Annotated in this window: 19 protein-coding genes; 13 read left to right on the top strand and 6 right to left on the bottom strand. The window is 64.0% G+C overall.

Going from position 1 to position 18,808, the window contains the following annotated elements; translation table 11 throughout:
* Nucleotides 1-99: 99 nt before the first annotated feature.
* The 6 genes from F6S12_RS03265 (at nucleotide 100) to F6S12_RS03240 (ending at nucleotide 5,582) form a co-directional block, all read left to right on the top strand.
* Nucleotides 100-2,001: a sensor histidine kinase gene (locus F6S12_RS03265; RefSeq protein ID WP_065365275.1), complete on the top strand. Its 1,902-nt coding sequence runs from the start codon at nucleotides 100-102 to the stop codon at nucleotides 1,999-2,001.
* Nucleotides 1,998-3,323, top strand: coding sequence for a sigma-54-dependent transcriptional regulator (locus tag F6S12_RS03260; RefSeq protein ID WP_011063130.1), 1,326 nt, complete (start codon nucleotides 1,998-2,000; stop codon nucleotides 3,321-3,323). The genes F6S12_RS03265 and F6S12_RS03260 overlap by 4 nt, the downstream gene beginning before the upstream one ends.
* A 27-nt stretch (nucleotides 3,324-3,350) precedes the next feature.
* Complete coding sequence (locus F6S12_RS03255) at nucleotides 3,351-3,680, top strand: GlpM family protein (RefSeq protein WP_169892259.1); 330 nt, start codon at nucleotides 3,351-3,353, stop codon at nucleotides 3,678-3,680.
* A gap of 177 nt (nucleotides 3,681-3,857) precedes the next feature.
* Nucleotides 3,858-4,778, top strand: coding sequence for an arginase family protein (locus F6S12_RS03250; protein ID WP_011063132.1), 921 nt, complete (start codon nucleotides 3,858-3,860; stop codon nucleotides 4,776-4,778).
* A complete protein-coding gene (locus F6S12_RS03245) occupies nucleotides 4,775-5,149 on the top strand; it encodes a hypothetical protein (RefSeq protein ID WP_015636827.1) in 375 nt (124 codons plus the stop codon). Before F6S12_RS03250 ends, F6S12_RS03245 begins: the two co-directional genes overlap by 4 nt.
* Before the next feature lie 31 nt (nucleotides 5,150-5,180).
* Nucleotides 5,181-5,582 carry an EamA family transporter gene (locus tag F6S12_RS03240; RefSeq protein ID WP_011063134.1) on the top strand — a complete coding sequence of 134 codons (402 nt, stop codon included), beginning with the start codon at nucleotides 5,181-5,183 and terminating at the stop codon, nucleotides 5,580-5,582.
* Nucleotides 5,583-5,688: 106 nt separating this feature from the next.
* Here F6S12_RS03240 and F6S12_RS03235 read toward each other — a convergent pair whose 3' ends face one another.
* Entirely contained in the window at nucleotides 5,689-6,555 is an 867-nt protein-coding gene (locus F6S12_RS03235) for a fatty acid desaturase family protein (RefSeq protein WP_015636828.1), read from the bottom strand.
* A gap of 102 nt (nucleotides 6,556-6,657) precedes the next feature.
* The gene (locus F6S12_RS03230; RefSeq protein ID WP_015636829.1) at nucleotides 6,658-7,467 is read right to left on the bottom strand and encodes a MipA/OmpV family protein; all 810 of its coding nucleotides are present in this window, start codon (nucleotides 7,465-7,467) and stop codon (nucleotides 6,658-6,660) included.
* 190 nt (nucleotides 7,468-7,657) lie between these two features.
* On the opposite strand from F6S12_RS03230, the gene F6S12_RS03225 reads away from it, so the two are divergent.
* The 6 genes from F6S12_RS03225 to F6S12_RS03200 are packed head-to-tail and all read left to right on the top strand — an operon-like array spanning nucleotide 7,658 to nucleotide 14,901.
* Nucleotides 7,658-8,353, top strand: a complete 696-nt coding sequence (locus F6S12_RS03225; RefSeq protein WP_011063137.1) for an HAD-IB family phosphatase — start codon at nucleotides 7,658-7,660, stop codon at nucleotides 8,351-8,353.
* The gene (locus F6S12_RS03220; protein ID WP_011063138.1) at nucleotides 8,346-9,740 is read left to right on the top strand and encodes an aspartate aminotransferase family protein; all 1,395 of its coding nucleotides are present in this window, start codon (nucleotides 8,346-8,348) and stop codon (nucleotides 9,738-9,740) included. The genes F6S12_RS03225 and F6S12_RS03220 overlap by 8 nt, the downstream gene beginning before the upstream one ends.
* Nucleotides 9,737-10,603: an alpha/beta hydrolase gene (locus F6S12_RS03215; RefSeq protein ID WP_041119697.1), complete on the top strand. Its 867-nt coding sequence runs from the start codon at nucleotides 9,737-9,739 to the stop codon at nucleotides 10,601-10,603. Before F6S12_RS03220 ends, F6S12_RS03215 begins: the two co-directional genes overlap by 4 nt.
* A gap of 14 nt (nucleotides 10,604-10,617) precedes the next feature.
* Nucleotides 10,618-11,745 carry a GNAT family N-acetyltransferase gene (locus F6S12_RS03210; RefSeq protein WP_236203293.1) on the top strand — a complete coding sequence of 376 codons (1,128 nt, stop codon included), beginning with the start codon at nucleotides 10,618-10,620 and terminating at the stop codon, nucleotides 11,743-11,745.
* A complete protein-coding gene (locus F6S12_RS03205; protein ID WP_011063141.1) occupies nucleotides 11,742-13,514 on the top strand; it encodes a sensor histidine kinase in 1,773 nt (590 codons plus the stop codon). The genes F6S12_RS03210 and F6S12_RS03205 overlap by 4 nt, the downstream gene beginning before the upstream one ends.
* Nucleotides 13,504-14,901 carry a sigma-54-dependent transcriptional regulator gene (locus F6S12_RS03200; RefSeq protein ID WP_161466606.1) on the top strand — a complete coding sequence of 466 codons (1,398 nt, stop codon included), beginning with the start codon at nucleotides 13,504-13,506 and terminating at the stop codon, nucleotides 14,899-14,901. The genes F6S12_RS03205 and F6S12_RS03200 overlap by 11 nt, the downstream gene beginning before the upstream one ends.
* A 71-nt stretch (nucleotides 14,902-14,972) precedes the next feature.
* On the opposite strand, the gene F6S12_RS03195 is transcribed toward F6S12_RS03200, so the two are convergent.
* On the bottom strand, nucleotides 14,973-16,007 hold the full coding sequence (locus F6S12_RS03195) for an alpha/beta fold hydrolase (protein WP_015636833.1): 1,035 nt from the start codon (nucleotides 16,005-16,007) through the stop codon (nucleotides 14,973-14,975).
* Between the two features lie 289 nt (nucleotides 16,008-16,296).
* Between F6S12_RS03195 and metR the strand changes: the two genes are divergently transcribed.
* Nucleotides 16,297-17,214, top strand: a complete 918-nt coding sequence (metR, locus tag F6S12_RS03190; RefSeq protein WP_011063144.1) for a transcriptional regulator MetR — start codon at nucleotides 16,297-16,299, stop codon at nucleotides 17,212-17,214.
* A gap of 45 nt (nucleotides 17,215-17,259) precedes the next feature.
* Here metR and F6S12_RS03185 read toward each other — a convergent pair whose 3' ends face one another.
* The 3 genes from F6S12_RS03185 to F6S12_RS03175 are packed head-to-tail and all read right to left on the bottom strand — an operon-like array spanning nucleotide 17,260 to nucleotide 18,791.
* Nucleotides 17,260-17,769, bottom strand: a complete 510-nt coding sequence (locus F6S12_RS03185) for a GNAT family N-acetyltransferase (protein ID WP_152686407.1) — start codon at nucleotides 17,767-17,769, stop codon at nucleotides 17,260-17,262.
* 2 nt (nucleotides 17,770-17,771) lie between these two features.
* Nucleotides 17,772-18,137, bottom strand: a complete 366-nt coding sequence (locus F6S12_RS03180) for a nuclear transport factor 2 family protein (protein ID WP_019093123.1) — start codon at nucleotides 18,135-18,137, stop codon at nucleotides 17,772-17,774.
* A 15-nt stretch (nucleotides 18,138-18,152) separates the two neighbouring features.
* Nucleotides 18,153-18,791 (bottom strand): LysE family translocator, encoded by a 639-nt coding sequence (locus tag F6S12_RS03175; RefSeq protein WP_161466607.1) that lies wholly within the window; start codon nucleotides 18,789-18,791, stop codon nucleotides 18,153-18,155.
* Nucleotides 18,792-18,808: the final 17 nt, after the last annotated feature.

The following is an 18,808-nucleotide window of genomic DNA, read 5'->3' as shown; positions in this document are numbered from 1 at the left end:
ACGTGACGGTATCTGACTCCCCTATCGTCAGTGCCGCCCTGGTCGCCGGCAAGCCGGCTCCTACAGACACTGCGCAGTGGTTGACCCAAGGCATCTGTGATGAAATGCGACCCCACTCTCTATCGCGCCGCGCCGCCATCACTCGCCGTGAAACCCCGCCTGATCCGACATCTGTTCCTGCCGCCCCTGGTCATCCTGCTGATGATCGGCCTGGGCTACGTCGGGTTCTGGATCAGCGAGCACAACGGCATCCGCACCCTCGGCGAAAACGGCCAGCGCCAGCTGGAGCTGCATGCCCGCGCCGTAGAAAGTGAGATCAGCAAGTACACCTATCTGCCAAGCCTGCTGGAACTGGAATCCAGTGTTTCCCAGCTGCTGGGCGATCCTTCGCCGGAACACCGGCAAACCGTCAATCAATACCTCGAAGGCCTGAACCGCCGCAGCCGCAGCCGGGCCATCTATGTCATGGACACCACGGGCCGGGTGGTAGCCACCAGCAACTGGCGTGACGTCGACAGCTACCTGGGCGAAGACCTGTCGTTCCGGGCCTATTACCAGAACGCCGTGCGCGGCCAGCCCGGGCGCTTCTACGGCATCGGCAGCACCAACGGCGAACCTGGCTACTACCTGGCCCATGGCCTGGAGGAACAAGGCAAGATCATCGGCGTGGCGGTGGTCAAGGTACGCCTGGAGGCCCTGGAGGAACGCTGGCAGCGTGCCCGCCTGGAAGCCTTCGTCAGCGACGAGAACGGCATCATCATCCTGTCCAGCGACCCGGCGCGCCGCCTCAAGTCGGTCCGCCCGCTCAGCGACGACACCAAGGAACGCCTGGCCCGCAGCCTGCAATACTACTGGTTCCCCCTCAACGAACTGGAACCCCTGGCCCGGGAACGCCTGGCCGAAGGCGTGGAAAAGCTGACCTTTCCGGCCAACACCGAGCTGGTGTCCGACGAGAAAGCCATCAGCTACCTGTCCCAGACCCGGCCCCTGAGCGATACCCCCTGGAACTTCACCCTGCTCACCCCGTTGCAGGACCTGCGCCGCGAAGCCATCAACCAGGGCATCCTGGTGGCGGTGGCCTTTGCCCTGGTGGCCTTTCTGCTGATCGCCTGGAACGAACGGCGCAAGGTCATCGCCACTCGCCTGGCCGCCCGTGAAGCCCTGCAGGAAGCCAACAGCCAGCTGGAACGGCGGATCACCGAACGCACCGCCGACCTGCGGGCCAGCAACGAACGGCTCAAGGGCCAGATCCGCGAACGCCGCCAGGCCGAGGAAACCCTGCGCCGGGCCCAGGACGAACTGGTCCAGGCCGGCAAGCTGGCGGCCATCGGCCAGATGTCCACCAGCATCGCCCACGAGCTGAACCAGCCCCTGGCGGCCTTGCGTACCTTGTCCGGCAACACCGTGCGCTTCCTCGAGCGCGGCGCCCTGGACACCGCCAGCGCCAACCTCAAGACCATCAATGAACTGATCGACCGCATGGGCCGCATCACCGCCAGCCTGCGCTCCTTCGCCCGCCGTGGCGACGACCAGGGCCAGGCCAGCCTGGACAAGGCCGTTGACGCAGCCCTGCAAGTGCTCAATGCGCGCCTCGAACCCCTGCCCCTGCAACTGCACCGCGACTTCACCGAGCAGACCCTGCAGATCGACCAGACCCGCCTGGAGCAGATCCTGGTCAACCTGATCGGCAATGCCCTGGATGCCATGCAGGCCCAACCGGAGCCGCAACTGTGGCTGGAGGGCGAATTCAGCGAGGGCAAGTACCGCCTGCGGGTGCGCGACAACGGCCACGGCATCGATCTTGAAGCGCGCAAGCACCTGTTCGAACCCTTCTTCACCACCAAACCCGGCGAGCAGGGCCTGGGCCTCGGCCTGACCCTGTCCGCCAGCCTCGCCGCCGCCACCGGCGGCAGCCTGGGGGTGGAACACCCGGCAAGCGGCGGCACCGCCTTTGTCCTCAGCTTGCCCCTGGCAAGCCCCACTCGAGCCGAGCCGATATGAACAACGAGCTGACCGTGCTGATCGTCGAAGACGACCCCCATGTCCTGCTGGGTTGCCAACAGGCCCTGGCCCTGGAAGACATTCCCTGCATCGGTGTGGGCAGCGCCGAAGAAGCCCTGGCCCAGGTCGGTGAAAACTTTCCCGGCATCGTGGTCAGCGATATTCGCCTGCCGGGCATCGATGGCCTGGAACTGCTGAACCGCCTCAAGGCCCGGGACCGCAGCCTGCCGGTGGTGCTGATCACTGGCCACGGCGATATTTCCATGGCCGTGGGCGCCATGCAGAAAGGCGCCTACGACTTCATGGAAAAACCCTTCTCCCCCGAGCGCCTGGTGGATGTGGCCCGCCGCGCCCTGGAGCAACGGGGCCTGGCCCGGGAAGTAACTTCGCTGCGCCGCCAGCTGGCCGAACGCAGTTCCCTGGAAGGGCGGATCATCGGCCGCTCGCCGGCCATGCAGAACCTGCGGGAGCTGATCGCCAACGTTGCCGATACCTCGGCCAACGTGCTGATCGAAGGCGAGACCGGCACCGGCAAGGAACTGGTCGCCCGTTGCCTGCACGACTTCAGCCGGCGCCACCAGCAGCAGTTCGTCGCCCTGAACTGCGGCGGCCTGCCCGAGAACCTCTTCGAAAGCGAGATCTTCGGCCACGAGGCCAACGCCTTCACCGGCGCCGGCAAACGGCGCATCGGCAAGATCGAGCACGCCCACCAGGGCACGCTGTTCCTCGACGAAGTGGAAAGCATGCCGATCAACCTGCAGATCAAGCTCTTGCGCGTGTTGCAGGAGCGTACCCTGGAGCGCCTCGGTTCCAACCAGAGCGTGGCCGTGGATTGCCGGGTGATCGCCGCCACCAAATCGGACCTGGACGAAATGAGCCGGGCCAAGGAGTTTCGCAGCGACCTGTACTACCGCCTCAACGTGGTGACCCTGGAACTGCCGCCCCTGCGCGAACGCCGCGAAGACATCCTGCAGTTGTTCGAGCATTTCCTGCAGCAGTCGTCCCTGCGCTTTGACCGCGCGGTGCCGGAGCTGGACAACCAGACCCTGTCGACCCTCATGAGCCACGACTGGCCGGGCAACGTGCGCGAGTTGCGCAACGTCGCCGAACGCTTTGCCCTCGGCCTGCCGGCCTTCAAGAAGCCCGGCAGCAGTGTCGCCCAGGGGCTGGGCTTTGCCGAGGCGGTGGAAGCCTTCGAGCGCAACCTGCTCAACGATGCCTTGCAGCGCAGCGGCGGCAACCTGACCCAGGCCAGCCAGGAGCTGGGCATGGCCAAGACCACCCTGTTCGACAAGGTCAAGAAGTACGGCCTGAGCCACTAACCCAAGGCGCGAGTAACCATGGATCTATTGTTGAAGGCCGCCCTGGGCGCGGCGGTGGTGGTGATTCTGGCGGCCCTGGCCAAGACCCGGAACTACTACATCGCCGGCCTGGTGCCGCTGTTCCCGACCTTTGCCCTGATCGCCCACTACATCGTCGGCAAGGGCCGCTCCCTCGATGACCTGAAGACCACCATCCTGTTCGGCATGTGGTCGATCATTCCCTACTTCGTCTACCTGGCGACCCTGTATGTGATGGTCGATCGCCTGCGCCTGGAAGCTTCCCTGGCGGTAGCCGCCGTGGCCTGGCTGATCGCCGCGACGATCCTGGTCAGCGTCTGGGTGCGCCTGCACGCCTGAGCCCTGCCATTCCCGTAGGAGCGAGCTTGCTCGCGAAGCCTGCGCCGCGGTCTTTCGTCGGCAACCCGGCAACGACCCTGGCCCGACCCTTGCATTTACCCGGCAAAGCCCGCCCAGCCTGCGTTTCAGCCTGATCACGCAGTTTTCTGGAGGGCGCTGCCATGGGTAAAAAACACCTTGAACATCTTAGATCTCGACCACAGCCTGACCGCCCAGGAGCCGATCATCCGACGCCTGAACAGCGGCCAGGCGCGGCGTCTCGACCTGCTGGACCTGGGGCCCAAGCTGCGCCTGTGGTCCACCGAGCGCACCTACCGTCACTTCACCGAACGCCTGCGCCAGCGGCCCCGCCACAGCGGCCCGCAGCCGGAAATCTTCTTTGTCGGCTCCGGTGACTATCACCACCTGACCCCGGCCTTTCTCGGCGACCTGCAAGAGCCGGTGAGCCTGATCCACTTCGACAACCACCCGGACTGGGTACGCCTGGCTCCGCGCCGGCATTGCGGCTCCTGGGTCAACCGGGCGCTGAAACTGCCGCACATCCAGCGCATCGTCACCCTTGGCCCCTGCAGCGAAGACCTGCACAACCCACAACTGCGCGGCGGTAATGTCGCCGCCCTCAAGCACGGCAAGCTGCAGCTGTTCCCCTGGCAGCACGCGCCGTCCAAGGTCTGGGGGCGGGTCGGCGACGGCGCCGGGCACCAGCAGCAGGAAAACCACCTGCATTGGCGCAACCTGGCGGAACTGGACTGGCAGGCCTTTCTCGAACAGATGATCGACAGCCTGCCCACCGAGGCGATCTGGATCACCATCGACAAGGATGTGCTGGCCAGCGAAGACGCCGCCACCAACTGGGACCAGGGCGGCATGCGCCTGACCCACCTGCTGCAGGCCCTGCGCACCCTGGCCGCGCGCAAGCGGATCCTGGGCATCGACGTCTGCGGCGAGTTCGCCCAGCCGGCCTTCAGCAACGCCTTCAAACGCTGGGAAGCCAAGTCCGACCAGCCTCCGGCCGAGCGCTGGAGCCAGGACGACCTGCTGCGCAACTCAGTGACCAATGAAGCCCTGATCTCGCTGTTCGAGGAGCTGTTCCCGTGACCCTGACCGTTGTTCTGCTGGTGGCCTTTTCCATTGTCCTGGACGTGGTCGGCCAACTCTGTTTCAAGCTCGGCCTGGACCGCCTGCCAGAGCTGGAAGGCGGTTTTCGCCTGAACGCTTTCTGGGGCCAGGTGTTCAACGCGCCCTTGCTGTGGTGCGGCATCGGCGCCTACGCCATCGAGTTCTTCGTCTGGCTCGAAGCCCTGTCCCGGGCGCCCCTGAGCCTGCTGTTCCCCGCGGCGGCCCTGGCCTATTGCGGCGTGGTACTGGCGGGCAAGGTGGTGCTGGGCGAGACCGTCAGCCGTCGGCGCTGGATGGGCACGCTGGTGATCACCGCCGGGGTGATGCTGGTGTGCGTGGCCAGTACCTGAGCCTTATTCAACGAATAGAAGGAGACGTTTCATGAGTTCCAATACCTCCCACGGCTGGCTGCACGAGCGCCTGGGCACCATCGTGCTCTGGGCCTTGCTGATCGGTTTCGAAAGCGCCGGGCAGATCGCCACCAAGGTTGGCGGCGACCAGCTGGGCCAGATGGATTTCAACCTGCAGTGGCTGGCGGCGGTCGCGGTCAACCCCGGGGTGCTGATGGCGATTGCCTGCTATATCGGCGCGTTTTTCGTGTGGATGCTGATCCTGCGGCGCAGCAGCCTGTCCCTGGCCTTCCCCTTGAGCTCCCTGGTATTCGTGGTGGTGCTGCTGGGCTCGTGGCTGGGCCTGGGCGAGCAGATCAGCCTGCTGCACTGGGTCGGGGTCTTTGTGATCATCGGCGGGATTGCCCTCTTGGCGGAGGGTGAAGAGGCCTGAGGGCCTCTTTGCTACAGCGAAGGGATGTTGTGCAGGAGCCGGCTTGCTGGCGAAGGCGATCTTGCCGGCCCCTTCGCTGGCAAGCCAGCTCCTACAGCCACGGGGTTTAGGTCTTGCGGTGGGACACCAGGAAACCCAGGCCGTGGGACACCGGAATCACTTTCACCCCGGCAGCCCGTTGCTGCTCGCGGATCTCGCGGTGGAAAGCCTTGACCTTGGTCCAGTGCATCTTCGGCCGGTAGTGATGCTCGGCGTGGTAGCCGTTGTTCATCCAGATCAGGTTGTACAGCGGGCTGTAGGAGCTCACGCCCCAGGCGATCGGCAGGTCCGGGTTGCCCCCCAGGTGCTCGTAGTAGCCATTGAGCGACGACAGCGACTGCCCCAGGTACCAGAACGGCAGCAGCACCAGCACCGCATGCCAGTCATACAGCGCCAGGGCCAGATAGAACGCCACTGTGACGCCGATCTCCACTTTTACCCAACGTGCATCGTCAGGCCGTTTGCGCTGCATTTCCTGGTAGATCTCCTTGGGGTCGTCGCGGAAAAAGCTCAGGAAGGTGTAGGCCCAGGGGTTGTCCGGCTGGCCATCCTTGCCATGCAGGTAGATGGAGAGCGGGTCGACGGTCTTGCCATTGGCGTCCGGCAGGTCGGAGTTGCCCCGGTGGTGGCGGTTGTGGATGTCGCGGTACAGGGTCTGGGAAAAACCTATGGTCACCGAGAGCAGCAGGTCGAAGCCGCGGTTCATCCACCCGGGGGTGAAATAGGCGTTGTGGATCTGGTTATGGGAAATGCTGTTGATGCTCCACGACAGGCTGACTGAATACAGCAGCGCTGCCGGGACGATGACCCACCAGGACAGGGCGTGGAAATCCAGTACCAACCACAGTACAAAGGCGAAATGTACCAGTGCCATGGCAATCGGGATCAGGTCCCAGAGGGAATAGGCGAGTAGACGATAGGCAGGTCGAGCCATGAAGAACTTCCTGAGAAATTGAATTCATGGCGACCATTGCAAAGGCCAGACCAGTTTTTGCTGTTGCCGCCCCAGGCCGTGCTCAGGCCTGGGCGGCGCCCCTCAGAACTTGTAGCTGATGGCGGTCTGCACCTGCCCCTGGTTGACCTCGCCCTTGTCGCGGACGATGGTGCTGTCGGCGGCGGAATTGACCAGGCGCGTCCAGCTGGCACTGGCCACCAGCGCCCAGTTGTCCCCCAGGGGGAAGTGGAAATTCTGGCTCAGGGTGAAGTTCTGCATGCCACCGCTGGCGTTGTACTGGCCAATGCCGGAAGCGAGGGACTCCTTGGCGTCGACGCCGAAGAAGGTCTGGCTCTGGCGGCCATCGGCGAAGTGCAGGGTCAGGTTGTTGCTGCCAATGATGCCCAGGCCCAGCGGGTAGCCGATTTCACCCCCGACCTTGCCCAGCACCCCGCCCTGGCCCCCGGCACCGCCCACCGCCTGGCCCACGGCGGCGAACAGCCGCCAGAAGTCCTCGGGGGCGTACTCGATGAAGGCGCCGATATCGGCCATGTCGCGAACATCCCGCAGGCCGCGCAGCGCACCGTCGGAATTACGCCCCTGCAGGTAATTGATGTAGGGGCCGATACTCAAGCCATTGCTCTTGAAGGCATCCCAGGTCAGGCCATCGTCACCGTTCAGGCTGACATCTCCCCAATCCAGGTCCATGTACGGCAGCGGCACGGTGTCGTAGCTGCTGCCTGTGGGGTCATGGGGTTGGTAGCCCAGGCCCAGGCCCAGTTCACCGGTGATGCCGGAGTCGGCCATGGCGCCACTGGCGAGGGTCAGGGAGAGCAGGCCGGCCAGTAAGGCGGGGGATGAAAGCCTGGGCATGAATGAGTTTCCTTGTCTGAACATGCGCGCATCAATCATCAGAGCGGCCCTTGGGCGCAAGCACTGATGTTCTTTGTAGGGACCTACAAAAATTGTAGCCAGAACTCTACAAATCCCCCTCCTTCCTCGCCAAGGCCCCAGCCCCGCTGGGTTTTCGCCACTTGGCACAGTCCCTGCTCTACCCCTGCCACAAGCGCAAAGAGCGCTCTTATTCAACAGGTAACAGCAGATGATGCACTGGCATATCGTATGTGACTTCGACGGGACCATCTCCCGCGCCGACGTGATCGATAACGTTCTCCAACGCTTCGCCGACCCCAGCTGGGAAGGCATAGAGCAGGAATGGCTGGACGGTCACATCGGCTCCCGAGAATGCCTCAGCCGCCAACTGGCCCTGGTCAAGGCTTCGCCCGCCGAACTGCTGGGCTACTTCGACAGTGTCGAAATCGACCCCGACTTCCCCGACTTCGTCGATCACGTGATCGGCCTGGGCGCTTCCATCGAAGTGGTCAGCGACGGCATCGAGCAGGGCATCGCCCGCATCCTGGCACGCAACTACGTGACCCTGCTGCCGATCCTCGCCAACCGCCTGCGCCAGGTCGACCACAACAGCTGGCGCATCGACTTCCCCTACGCCAGCGACGCCTGCCGCGCCGCTTCCGGCAACTGCAAGTGCAAATCCACCCCGCGGGGCAAGCGCGTGCTGGTGATCGGCGACGGCCAGTCGGACATGTGCGTGGCTTCCACCGCCGACTTCGTGTTCGCCAAGGATCGCCTGGCCGACTACTGCGAACGCAACAAGATTCCCCATGCGCGGTTCGACTCCTTCGCCGAACTGCCAGCGCTGCTGGCCAAGCTGCCGAATAACGCCGCCAACGCGACCAACTTCTCTCTTGAAACCCAGGAACTCTTCCACCATGTCTGATATCCGCATCGCTACCGCAGAAGACCAGATCCTTCTGGAAAAAGAAGCCAAGTACTGCTCCTACGGCGATACCGTTCACTACATCGAACCACCGCGCATCTTCAGCCGCTGCGAAGGCTCCTACGTCTGGGACACCAGCGACCAGGCCTACCTCGACCTGCAGATGTGGTACTCGGCGGTGAACTTCGGCTACGCCAACCCACGCCTGAACAACGCCCTCAAGCAACAGATCGACACCCTGCCGCAGATCGCCAGCCAATACCTGCACAAAGGCAAGATCGAGCTGTCGGAAATGATCGCGGTCGACGCCAAGAAGAAGTTCGGCCTCGACGGCCGCGTGCACTTCAACGTCGGCGGTTCGCAGTCGGTGGAGGACTCGCTGAAAGTGGTGCGTAACGCCACCAACGGCAAGAGCCTGATGTTCGCCTTCGAAGGCGGCTACCACGGCCGTACCCTGGGCGCTTCGTCGATCACCTCCAGCTACCGCTACCGCCGCCGCTACGGCCACTTCGGCGAGCGTGCGCAGTTCATTCCATTCCCGTACCACTTCCGCGGCCCCAAAGGCATGACCAAGGAAGAGTACGGCAGCCACTGCGTGCAGCAGTTCGCCCGCCTGTTCGAAACCGAATACAACGGCGTCTGGGACCCGAAGGTCGGCCAGAGCGAATATGCCGCCTTCTATGTCGAGCCGATCCAGGGCACCGGCGGCTACGTGATCCCGCCGATGAACTTCTACAGCGAGCTCAAGCACGTGCTCGACCAGCACGGCATCCTGATGGTGGTCGACGAGATCCAGATGGGCTTCTACCGCACCGGCAAGCTGTGGTCGATCGAGCACTTCGACGTCAAGCCGGACGTGATCGTGTTCGGCAAGGCGCTGACCAACGGCCTCAACCCGCTGGGCGGCATCTGGGCCCGTGAAGAGCTGATCAACCCGGGCGTGTTCCCGCCAGGTTCGACCCACTCCACCTTCGCCTCCAACCCGCTGGGCACCGCCGTGGGCCTGGAAATGTTCAAGATGACCAGCGAGATCGACTACGGCGCGATGGTCATGGAGAAAGGCAAGTACTTCCTGGCCGGCCTGCAGGACCTGCAGAAGCGCTACCCGATCATCGGCGACGTCGACGGCCTGGGCCTGGCCCTGCGCTGCGAGATCTGCACCACCGACGGCTTCACCCCGGACAAGGCGACCCTGGACTACATGGTCGAGGAAGGCATGAAGGGCGACATCGAAATCAACGGCCAGCGCCTGGGCCTGATCCTCGATGTGGGCGGCTACTACAAGAACGTCATCACCCTGGCCCCGTCGCTGGAAATCAGCTACGCGGAAATCGACCTGGGCATCGCACTGCTGGATCGCCTGCTGGATCGGGCCATGAAGCGATGAGCAAGGCTGAGATCGATCTGGGCGAAGGCAGCGCCGGCTTCGTTCTCGGCACGGGTCCGGTCGGGGTCTTGTTGATCCACGGCCTGACCGGCACCCCGACGGAACTCCGTCGGGTGGCCCAGGGCCTGGCCAAGGACGGTACGTGCACGGTGTACGTACCGACCCTGCCCGGGCACTGCGGGGACAACAGCGACCTGCAGGCCACCGGCTGGCAGGACTGGTACGAGGGCGTGCGCAAGACCTTCGCCGATGTACAGCAGCGCCACGAGCAGGTGTTCGTGGGTGGCCTGTCCATGGGTGCGGTGATGTCCATGTACCTGGCCTCCGAGCATCCAGGACGGATCAGCGGCCTGCTGATGTACTCCACCACCCTGAAGTACGACGGCTGGAGCATCAACAAACTGGCCTTCCTCACCCCGTTGCTGATGAAGATCCCCTTTGGCGTGCACATCTGCCGCTTCGAGGAAAAGCCACCCTACGGCATCAAGAACGAACGCCTGCGGGCCATCGTCGAGAAGCAGATGAAAGCCGGTGAAAGCAGCAATGCCGGGCTCCTGACCATGGAGGGCGTGACGGTGCGCGAATTGCACCGGATGAACGCCGTGGTCAAGAAACGCATGCCGTCGATCCTGACCCCGGCCCTGGTGCTGCACTCCAGCGAAGACGACATCACCAGTACCTGGAACGCCGACTACGTGGAGCGCAAGCTCGGCGGCCCGGTGACCAAGATCCTCCTCGACAACTGCTATCACATGATCACCGTGGACCTGCAGTACCAGCGGGTGATCGAGCTGAGCGCAGATTTCATCCAGCAGCGAGTGGTGGCACCTGCGGTGCGCGAAGACTACCGACAGCTGGCGTGACTTAAGGAAGAGACGTGATAACCGCCCAAGCCTTTTCAACCATCCAGGCCATCGATCGCAGCGCCTGGAATGACTGTTTCCCAGGGGCCCTGGAGGATTGGGACTATTACCTGGCCGTGGAAAAAGCCGCGATCGCCGATTTTCGCTGGCGCTACCTGGCGCTCTACGAGGGTTCGACCCTGGTGGCAGTGGCGCCGGCCTTCACCACCCAGTACCGGCTTGATACTACGGTCTCCGGGCTGGCCAAGCGCTTAACCGAACGCCTGGCACGCCAGTGGCCTGGGGCCCTGGAGCTGCGCCTGTACGCCATAGGCTCGCCTGTGGCCGAACAGTGCAATGCCGGCACCGCCAGCCATGTGCCTGCGCAACGCCGCCAGGAGCTGCTGGAGCAGTTGCTGCAACTGGCGCGACGCGATGCCGACAGCTTCGGCATCGGCCTGATGGCGGTCAAGGATGCGCCGAGCAACGACCGGCAATGGGCTGCCAGTTGCCTGGCCGCGGGCCTGCAAGCCATGCCGAGCCTGCCCACGGCGCTGCTGCCGGTACCCTTTGCCTCGATCGACGCCTACCTGGGCACCCTGGGCAAATCCACCCGCAAGGACCTGCGCCGCAAACTCCGGACACCGGCGCCACGCATAGAATGGCGACGCCAGATCGACGACGTGCTGCCGGACATCATGCGCCTCTACGAGGCCACCCTGAATCGTAGCGACCTGCAGTTCGAACGCCTGCCGGCAGGCTACTTCACCGGCATCCTCGAGCAGTTGGGGGAACGCGCGGCCTGTGTCCTGTACTGGGTCGACGAGCAACTGGTGGCCTTCAACCTGGTGCTCATCGACCAGCATCGGCTGATCGACAAGTTCTTTGCCCACGACCTCAGTGTCACCCGTGAGCACAATCTGTATTTCCGCAGTTGGCTGGCCAACGTCGACTACTGTATTCAGCAACGCATTCCCCTGTACGAGTGCGGCCAGGCCGGTTATGCCAGCAAGTTGCGCCTGGGTTGCCAGTTCACCGGTAACATGTTGTTTTTCCGGCATCGCAATCCCTTGCTCAATGCCCTGCTCAAACTGATAAAACGCTTTGTCCGCCCGGATCGCTCCGACCCCGCCATGGCTGCTGCAATAAGCGAAAGTACATGACCAGAAAAGATCGTCGCCCTCCTCGCCCCTTCGCCATTTCCCGCTGGAGCCTGCAACGCAAGCTGGTGCTGGCGTTCTGGCTGGTCAGTGTGATTCCCACCATGATCGCCGCGGAACTGGCGGCCACTACCCTGTCGGAAATCTTCGACAGCAACGTGCGGATCTGGCTGCAGGAGTCCACCAAGATCGTCGAGGACGAGATCACCGAAATCCTCCATGACAACGCGCGGATCGCCCAGCTGTTCCTGCGCTATACGCGCCCGCCCACGGACCGCAATGCGGCCAAGCATGACAAGCTCACCGCCGACATCGCCGATTCCATGGGCATCGACGTGGTGGCGCTGATCCGCAAGAACGATCACAAGGTGGTGTTCACCACTGCCGCCGATGACGTGGTGGGGCAGATCAGTACCGCCTCCAATGCCGTGCTGCAGACCATCCAGGTCGGCGGCGTGGCCACCGGGGCGGTGGTCTCGACGTTCCAGACCCAGCTCGACGGGGTCGACTACCAGTTGCTGATCGCCACCTACCTGGACGCCAGCTTCCTCACCAGCGTGGCCGACGTGCATTCCCTGGACCTGCGCCTGTACCTGGCCAAGGCCGATGACTTCTCGGAAATCTTCGCCACCCAGCGCTTCGAGGACCACCCGCCCCAGGTGCCGCACAAGATCGAAGACATCCTGCGCGCCACCCGCCAGCCCACCGAGCAGTTCACCAGCCGCTACAGCGGCCTGTACCGGCCGATCTTCAACGACAGCGGCGACCTGGTGGGGGTGATCTTCAGCGGCCTGCTGCGCCATAGCAGCCTGGTGGGCCTGGTCAACCAGAGCAACCTGTTCATCCTGATCTTCCTGCTCAGCTCGGCAGCCTCGCTGTGTGTCGGCTGGCTGGTTTCCCAGCGCCTGACCCGACCGCTGCGGGGCCTGTCCAAGGGCGTGCAGGCGGTGATCGCCGGCGATTACCGCCAACGGGTGCCGGTGATCGGCGGCGACGAACTGGCGGAGCTGAGCAGCACCTTCAACCACATGACCGAGCGCCTGGGGGAACTGCAGCATCTGGAAGCCCAGTTGCGCCGCCGCGACCGCCTGCATGCCCTGGGCGAAGTGGCCATGGGCCTGGCCCACGAGATCCGCAACCCGCTGGGCATCATCAAGACCGCCACGCAGTTGCTGCACCGCCGGGCCAACCTGCCGGAAAACGACAAGCGCCACCTGGAATACGTGATCAGCGAGGTCAGCCGGATCAACGACCTGATCACCGAATTCCTCGATTTCGCCAAGCCCAGCGCGCCGATACGCGCCACCCAGCTGGCCCGCCCGCTGGTGGAGGAATTGCTGGGCTTCTGCACCCCGGAACTGGCCACCCACAACATCGACGCGCGGATCGACGACCAGGCCCCCGGCGCGACCCTCCACGCCGATGCCCGGCAACTCAAGCAGGCCTGCCTCAACCTGATTCTCAACGCCATCGACGCCATGCCCGACGGCGGCCGCCTGACCCTGGGCATTTCCCAGCGCGACGACGAAACCATCATCAGCGTCAGCGACACCGGCCAGGGCATCGAGCCGGACATGCTGGAACGCATCTTCACCCCATTCGTCACCACCAAGGCCTCGGGCACCGGCCTGGGATTGGCTAAAGTCTTCTCGATCATGGAAAGCCATGACGGCCATATCGAGTGCACCAGCGAAAAAGATGCTGGCGCCACCTTCAGCCTGTACATTCCGGCCAACGGTGAAGAAGACGACGAGGACAGTGATGACGCATAACCTGCTGGTGGTCGATGACGAGCCGAAACTCTGCGACCTGCTGTCCTCGGCCCTGAGCCAGAACGGCATCCAGGTATTCACCGCAGACAACGGCCTGCACGCGCTCAAGGTGCTGGAGCAGGAAGACATCGACCTGGTGATCAGCGACTGGCGCATGCCCGGCATGGACGGGCCGCAGTTGCTGGGGGAAATCAAGCAGCGCTACCCGCAGTTGCCGGTGATCGTGATGACCGCCTACAGCACGGTGAAGAATGCCGTGCAGTCCATGCGCAACGGCGCCTACGACTACATCGCCAAACCCTTCGACATCGACGAACTGGACATCACCGTCAGCAAGGCCCTGCAGTTTCGCGACATCCTCAAAGACAACCAGCGCATGCGCGCCGAGCTCGCAGAGCATCAGCAGATCGACAGCCTGGTGGGCGACAGCCCGGCCTTCCGTCGGGTGCTGCAAGCCGTGGATTCGGTGCGCGAAAGCAACGCCACCATCCTCCTGACCGGGGAAAGCGGCACCGGCAAGGAAATGGTCGCCCGGGCCATCCACAAGCACGGCAACCGGGCCGACAAGCCCTTTGTCGCGGTCAATTGTGCGGCCATTCCCGAGGGCCTGCTGGAAAGCGAGATGTTCGGCCACCGCAAGGGCGCCTTCACCGGCGCCGTGGCGGACCGGGTCGGACGTTTCCAGCAAGCCGACAAGGGCACCCTGTTCCTCGACGAAGTCGGCGACATGCCCCTGGCCCTGCAGGCCAAGATCCTGCGTGCCCTGCAGGAGCGGGTGATCGAGCCGGTGGGCGATCCACGGGAGCGCAAGGTGGATGTGCGGGTGATCGCCGCCACCAACAAGAACCTGCTGGAAGCGGTGGCCAACAAGGAATTTCGCGAAGACCTGTACTACCGCCTGAATGTATTCCCGATCCCCTTGCCGGCACTGCGCGAACGGGTCGAGGACATCGCCCTGCTGGCCCGGCACTTTGCCCACAGCCTGGGTGCCACCGCCGGCAAGCGCATCAGCGGCTTCAGCCCCGAAGCCCTGCAGGCCATGGCCAGCTACGCCTGGCCGGGGAATATCCGCGAACTGCAGAACTGCGTGGAGCGGGCCACCATCGTCGCCAGCGGCCAGGTCATCGAAGAAAAGGACCTGCCAGGGTATCTGTTCGGCCCCCAGGCGCAGGGCACAGAGAGCAGCGCAGCCATCAGTGTCGGCCCGCAAGTGCCCAGCGACCTGGAAGCGGCCCTGGCGGAAGTGGAAAAGGCCTACATTCTCGCCGCCCTGCAGCAGAGCAACGGTGTCCAGGCGGCAGCGGCGCAGTTGATCGGTATTTCCGAGCGCAGCTTCTGGTACCGGCTGAAGAAACTCGGCATCCAGGTGGACAAGATCGTTCGCTGAAACCGCGGCGCTTCATTCGCCGGCAAGCCGGCTCCTGCACCCAACCGCAAGAGCCGGCTTGCCGCGCTGCCCTAGAGGATGTTGCTGCTATCGAGCGGCTCGATCTGCGCCCAGTGGGAAGTGTCTTCCCGGTGGGTTTGCAGGTATGGCAGTACCGCCGCCAGCAGCGGCGCCTTGAAGGCTTCCTGGAACCGGTGGGCCAGCCCCGGAATCAACTTCAACTGACTGCCCTGGATCTGCGCCGCCAGGTGCACGCCGTGCATCACCGGCAGCAACGGGTCGGCGGTGCCATGCACCACCAGGGTCGGCACCCGCAGTTGCTTGAGCAATGCCACCCGGCTCGGCTCGGCAAGAATCGCCATGATCTGGCGCTTGACCCCTTCCGGGTTGAACGCCCGGTCATAGGCCACCGCCGCCTGTTGCAACAGGACCTGGCGGTCATCGCTGACCTTCGGGCTGCCCAGGGCCGCCAGCAGGTCGGCCTGCTGCTCCAGCGCCGCTTCCCGGCTCGGTGCGTTGCGCCGCGAAAGCAGTTGCACCAGCGCCGCGTTCGGCGCCGGCAAACCTTCGGCCCCGGAACTGGTCATGATCAGCGTCAGGCTCTCGACCCGCCGCGGCTCCATGGCTGCCAGGTGCTGGGCGATCATCCCGCCCATGCTCGCCCCCAGCACGTGGAATTGCTCGATATGCAGGGCGTCCATCAGGCCCAGGGCGTCATCGGCCATGTCGGTCAGGGTGTAGGGCGCCGCCACCGGCAGGCCGAGCTTGTAGCGCAGCACTTCGAAGGTCAGGTTGGCGCTGGCCGGGGCCTGGCGCCAAGTGGACAGGCCGACATCGCGATTGTCGTAGCGGATCACCCGAAACCCTTGCTGACACAGGGCCACCACCACCTCATCCGGCCAGTGGATCAGTTGCCCGCCCAGGCCCATGACCAGAAGCAACGCCGGGTCGGAGGTGCGCCCAATGCTCTGGTAGGCCAGGCTCACCTGCGGCAGGTCGACCCGTTGGGTCGGGACATTGACATCGCAGCGCGCGGCCGCAAAACACAGCGGGCCGAGCAACAGCCCGGCCAAGAGTAGAACAGTCGAAAGAAATCGTACCCGCATGAAAAACACCGAAACGCAGAACCCCAGTGGAGCGCGAGTCTGATGAACCTGGATGATTCGCGCTGCCACAGTTGCGTGACAATTTGATGAAGATTGCCCCAGCGGTACTTTTTCCGCGGCAAGGGTCGGCGCTTGCCCCCGGCACCCGGTGCACAACACACAGGCGCTGTCGCCCGTATCGGCAAAGATGCCCGCGAATCGATGAACGCGGGATGGTCGACAGGCCCGTCAACATGAGACAAACTCAACCTTTTCGCTTTAACCACAAAATTTACTCATGGAGATCCTGGTGCTCGAAATCCGTCACCTGAAGACCCTGCACGCCTTGCGCGAAGCCGACAGCCTGGTGGAAGCCGCTGAACGCCTGCACCTGACCCAGTCCGCCTTGTCCCATCAGTTCAAGGAGCTGGAAGAGCGCCTGGGCATGCCGCTGTTCGTGCGCAAGACCAAGCCGGTGCGTTTCACCAGCGCCGGCCTGCGCCTGCTGCAACTGGCGGATGCGACCCTGCCCCTGCTGCGCGGCGCCGAACGCGACATTTCGCGACTGGCCGGCGGCACTGCCGGGCGCCTGCACATGGCCATCGAATGCCACAGCTGCTTCCAGTGGCTGATGCCGACCATCGATCAGTTCCGCGACGCCTGGCCGGAAGTGGAGCTGGACCTGGCCTCCGGCTTCTCGTTCGCTCCGTTGCCGGCCCTGGCCCGGGGCGACCTGGACCTGGTGGTGACCTCCGACCCCCTGGAGCTGGCGGGTATCACCTACGTGCCGCTGTTCACCTACGAAGCCATGCTCGCGGTCGCCAACCAGCACCCGCTGGCAAGCAAGCCATACGTAGTCCCGGAAGACCTGCTGAGCGAAACCCTGATCACCTACCCGGTGGAACGCGACCGCCTGGACATCTTCACCCGCTTCCTGGAACCGGCGGACATCGAACCGGCCCAGGTACGGACTTCGGAACTGACGGTGATGATGATGCAACTGGTGGCCAGCGGCCGGGGCGTGTGCGGGATGCCTCACTGGGCCCTGCACGAGTACAGCTCACGGGGTTATGTGAAGGCCAAGCGGCTCGGGGAAAAGGGCCTGTTCGCCACCCTGTACGCGGCGATTCGCGCCGACATGCTGGATGCGCCCTACATGCGCGACTTTTTGCTCACGGCCAAGGACACCTCGTTCTCGACCCTGGACGGCGTCAGCGCCGTACGCTGACCCCAAGCTGGCTTGCCCAGGAGCCGGCTTGCCAGCGAACCGGGGTCAACCTTCGACCGGCAATGGGCGCCACATGTGGATCTTGTCGAAATAGTCCTCGCCCACCCGCACTGCCTGGGGTTCCAGGCCGAACTGGACGAAGCCGCAGCGCTGGTACAGGGCCAGCGCCGCTTCATTGCCGGCCGTCACGGTCAACTGGATCAGGCGCAGCCCTTCGTATTCAGCCGCTTCGGCCAGCAGCCCCTGGACCAGGCGGTAGCCCAGCCCGCTGTTGCGCTGCGTGCCGGTGACATAGAGGCCGAACAGGGTCGCCTTGTGCCGGGCCTTCTCCCGCAGCTCGAAGGCCAGGCCGACGATCCCCAGCAACCGCCCTTCGGAAAACGCCCCCAGCAACAGGTCGAGCTCGCCGTCCAGGCGTGCGGCCCACCAGGCCAGAGGCAGTTTTTCCCGCTCTTTGACGCTGGAGGTGAAGGCCTGGGGATGGCGCTCATAGGCCTCGAGCATCAAGGCCCGGTATTGCTCCACATCGTCAGGGGTCAGGCGCTGGATCTGCATGCTCAGTCGAGGGTCTTGTGTCCGGTAATGAATGAAGCGCATTTTATCTTGCCGCCCTGCACTTCATAAATGGCCACGGTTTCCAGGGTGCCGCTGCCGTCGGCGAAGGTGCGGCTGATCAGTTCGTGATCGACCACCACGTTGCCCATGACCGTACGCTGGATCAGCCGGGCATGCAGGTTGGGTTCCTGGAAACGCACCACGGCCCGAGCTCGTATTTCCTCGTGCCCCCTGGCCAGCAAGGTGGCCGGATGTTCGTATTGCCGGGCATCTACGGCATAAGTCGCCAGCCAGGCCTCCAGATCCTTGCGGTTGTAGGCCTGCAGTTGTGCTTCGACCACCGCTTGCGGGCTTGGAAAATCACTCATGCTGGCGCTCCTCGATCAGTTGACGCGACGCTGTTCGAACATCAGGCGCACGGCCAGCCCCGCCAGCACAAAGCCCATGAAATAACGCTGCACCGAGAGCCAGGTGGGGTTGCTGGCAAACCAGGAGGCGATACCGGCGGCAAACAGGGCGATCATCAGGTTCACCGAGAAACTCACGCTGATCTGGGTCAGGCCCAGGATGATGCTCTGGGAGAACACCGAACCGTGCTCGGGGTGGATGAACTGCGGAAAGATCGACAGGTAGAACACCGCGATCTTGGGGTTCAGGGCGCTGGTCAGAAAGCCCATGGTCACCAGCTTGCGCGGCGAATCCGCCGGCAGCTGCTGGGCTTCGAAGGGCGAGCGCGCGCCAGGCTTGAGCGCCTGCCAGGCCAGCCACAGCAGGTACAGGGCGCCGGCCCACTTGAGCACCTCATAGGCCATGGGCACCGCCATGAACACAGCGGTCAGGCCCAGCGCGGCGGCGAACAGGTGGACAAAGAACCCCGCCACCACCCCCAATAACGACGTCACCCCAGCCTTGCGCCCCTGGCAGATCGAACGGGAAATCAGGTAGATCATGTTCGGCCCCGGGGTCAGCACCATCAGCAGGGAAGCAGCGGCGAAGATCAGGTAGTCGTGGAGTGGAATCATGGCAATCCTTGGCAATG

It is taken from the genome of Pseudomonas sp. JV245A (assembly GCF_032424515.1).
GTDB classification, from domain to species: Bacteria; Pseudomonadota; Gammaproteobacteria; order Pseudomonadales; family Pseudomonadaceae; genus Aquipseudomonas; species Aquipseudomonas protegens.
Note: the sequence above shows the minus strand (reverse complement) of the source record. Positions and strands in the feature narration are given on the sequence as shown.

Excerpts from the sequence above, each read along its gene's own strand:
- F6S12_RS03265 (WP_065365275.1), top strand. The coding sequence starts at position 100 with ATGAAATGCGACCCCACTCTCTATCGCGCCGCGCCGCCATCACTCGCC.
- F6S12_RS03260 (WP_011063130.1), top strand. The coding sequence starts at position 1,998 with ATGAACAACGAGCTGACCGTGCTGATCGTCGAAGACGACCCCCATGTC.
- F6S12_RS03240 (WP_011063134.1), top strand. The coding sequence starts at position 5,181 with ATGAGTTCCAATACCTCCCACGGCTGGCTGCACGAGCGCCTGGGCACC.
- F6S12_RS03235 (WP_015636828.1), bottom strand. The coding sequence starts at position 6,555 with ATGGCTCGACCTGCCTATCGTCTACTCGCCTATTCCCTCTGGGACCTG.
- F6S12_RS03230 (WP_015636829.1), bottom strand. The coding sequence starts at position 7,467 with ATGATTGATGCGCGCATGTTCAGACAAGGAAACTCATTCATGCCCAGG.
- F6S12_RS03225 (WP_011063137.1), top strand. The coding sequence starts at position 7,658 with ATGATGCACTGGCATATCGTATGTGACTTCGACGGGACCATCTCCCGC.
- F6S12_RS03220 (WP_011063138.1), top strand. The coding sequence starts at position 8,346 with ATGTCTGATATCCGCATCGCTACCGCAGAAGACCAGATCCTTCTGGAA.
- F6S12_RS03215 (WP_041119697.1), top strand. The coding sequence starts at position 9,737 with ATGAGCAAGGCTGAGATCGATCTGGGCGAAGGCAGCGCCGGCTTCGTT.
- F6S12_RS03205 (WP_011063141.1), top strand. The coding sequence starts at position 11,742 with ATGACCAGAAAAGATCGTCGCCCTCCTCGCCCCTTCGCCATTTCCCGC.
- F6S12_RS03200 (WP_161466606.1), top strand. The coding sequence starts at position 13,504 with ATGACGCATAACCTGCTGGTGGTCGATGACGAGCCGAAACTCTGCGAC.
- F6S12_RS03195 (WP_015636833.1), bottom strand. The coding sequence starts at position 16,007 with ATGCGGGTACGATTTCTTTCGACTGTTCTACTCTTGGCCGGGCTGTTG.
- F6S12_RS03185 (WP_152686407.1), bottom strand. The coding sequence starts at position 17,769 with ATGCAGATCCAGCGCCTGACCCCTGACGATGTGGAGCAATACCGGGCC.
- F6S12_RS03180 (WP_019093123.1), bottom strand. The coding sequence starts at position 18,137 with ATGAGTGATTTTCCAAGCCCGCAAGCGGTGGTCGAAGCACAACTGCAG.
- F6S12_RS03175 (WP_161466607.1), bottom strand. The coding sequence starts at position 18,791 with ATGATTCCACTCCACGACTACCTGATCTTCGCCGCTGCTTCCCTGCTG.